At 67.4% G+C, this 1710-nt stretch carries 2 protein-coding genes and 2 pseudogenes; 1 reads left to right on the top strand and 3 read right to left on the bottom strand.

The window, feature by feature from the left end:
- Positions 1-125: 125 nt before the first annotated feature.
- Both ACIPJI_RS36515 and ACIPJI_RS36510 read right to left on the bottom strand, forming a co-directional pair.
- Positions 126-929: a transposase family protein gene (locus ACIPJI_RS36515; RefSeq protein WP_402251280.1), complete on the bottom strand. Its 804-nt coding sequence runs from the start codon at positions 927-929 to the stop codon at positions 126-128.
- Positions 930-1067: 138 nt separating this feature from the next.
- Positions 1068-1271, bottom strand: a pseudogene (locus tag ACIPJI_RS36510) (transposase); the annotation flags it as partial.
- On the opposite strand from ACIPJI_RS36510, the pseudogene ACIPJI_RS36505 reads away from it, so the two are divergent.
- A pseudogene (locus ACIPJI_RS36505) lies at positions 1247-1398 on the top strand (transposase); the annotation flags it as partial. The pseudogenes ACIPJI_RS36510 and ACIPJI_RS36505 overlap by 25 nt on opposite strands.
- On the opposite strand, the gene ACIPJI_RS36500 reads toward ACIPJI_RS36505, so the two are convergent.
- Positions 1397-1710 (bottom strand): hypothetical protein (locus ACIPJI_RS36500; RefSeq protein ID WP_402251278.1); only part of this gene is annotated, 314 nt, incomplete at its 5' end. The pseudogene ACIPJI_RS36505 and the gene ACIPJI_RS36500 sit on opposite strands and share 2 nt — an antisense overlap.

Raw genomic sequence — 1710 nt, 5'->3', positions numbered from 1 at the left:
TGGTCCGGTCGTCGAGGGGTTTCTGGCTGACAGCATGCCGGGCGTCGCCGCCTGGTCGGGCCTGGAGGACGTGGAGAGTCACGACGTGGAGAGTCGCGTGGAGCAGACCGGGACCGAGCCGGAGATCACGCCCTTGCGCGTCTGGGCCAGCAGTGTTGGTGCCTCACACTGAGCTTGTTCAGCGGTGAGTCTTCCGGGGTGAGGATGGCTTGGGCGATTGACGTCAGCCGTCTGGTGTTGCGGCGGGCCTTGCGAAGGATCCGCCAGGTCTTGATCTGGGCGATGGTTCTCTCGACGGGCCACCTGAGTCGGGAGTGGGCCCGGTTGACGCTCCTCTGCTTGGTCGTGAGGTCCTTTCCTGGTCGTCGCCTGTGAGGGACGGCGACGATGTCACCGGCACCCTGGTAGCCGCGGTCGGCCAGGAGGGGAATGCCCAGGCGGATGCAGGTGGCGATGATGCGGTGCCTGCGGGCGGCGGTCAGGTCGTGGGTTCGGCGGGGCATGGCGGGTGAGATCCACATCAAGGTGCCGTCCGGGGCCGTCACCACCTGCAGGTTCACGCCGTGCCGGCGGTGCTTTCCCGAGTAGTCCGCTCTTCCGCCATCGGTCCGGTCGCACTCGGCGAGTGTGCCGTCCAGCAGCACGTAGCGGGCGTTCGCTGCTCTGAGCGCCACGGTCAGGCCTGGTGCGCGGACCCCCAGCAGATCGATGACGTCGTGGACGTAAGCGTGGGTGGTCCCCACGCTGATGCCGAAGCCGGCCGCGAGCTGCCGCATGGTGTCGTTCTTGCGCAGGTACACCAGTGCGACCATGGCGCGCTGAGACGGAGACAGCCGACACCTGCGGTCACCCTCCCGGGTGACGATGAGCATCGTGACCCACTCCACCAGGGCATGCGGGACATCGAGTACGGCACGATAAGGAACCACGAGGCCCCCGGGTTGAAGAGCTACGGACGTCAGACATCCCGCTCAACACCCCGAGGGCCTCGCCCGTTACACCACCCCCGCCATCACCCAATCAGTGGCCACACTGAACAAGCTCACTGACTGGCCCTGCCCGTCCACACGGGCGAGCCGGCGGTGGCAGATGAGGGCTGCGGCTATGCCGACGAAGGCGAGGAAGTACTCGGCCTTGCGTTCGTAGCGGCGGTGGAGTCGGTGGCAGCCGGCGAGCCAGGACACTGTCCTCTCGACCACCCAGCGGTGACGGCCGAGCCGCTGCGAGGACTCGATGCCCTTGCGGGCGATGCGGTGGCGCACACGGTTCCGGTCTCGGCAAGGTGCGCTGGGTGGTCGAGCGTGCCTTCGCCTGGCTGCCCAGTTCAAGCGACTCCGAATCCGCTACGAACGCCGAGCCGACCTTCATCAGGGCCTGCTCGAACTCGCCTGCAGCATCAGCTCAATGTGGCGCATTCCGCAACGGCGCGGAAGGAGATGTCGTCAAAGGCGCGGACGGTCACTTGCCATGAGTCGCCCGGGCCTCTCTGGTTCCCCATGATGAAGAACGCGACATCCCCGTCCGGTTCTTCCACGAAGACGAACCCGCCGCCTGTGACGACACTTCCGGCGGGGCACGTCGCGGTGGATGTCACGTCCTGGCCGTCCCCGGCTGATACCAGCGGTCCCTCGACCTGGAAGGTGGTGAGTTCACCGCTGGGTGGGGGGGTGGTTCCGCCTCCGCCGGTGGCGGCGCCCGACTGGGCGACGG

Source organism: Streptomyces sp. NPDC086835 (assembly GCF_044745705.1).
Classification (GTDB): domain Bacteria; phylum Actinomycetota; class Actinomycetes; order Streptomycetales; family Streptomycetaceae; genus Streptomyces.
The sequence above is the reverse complement of the archived record's forward strand: the minus strand, read 5'-3'. Positions and strand labels throughout refer to the sequence as shown.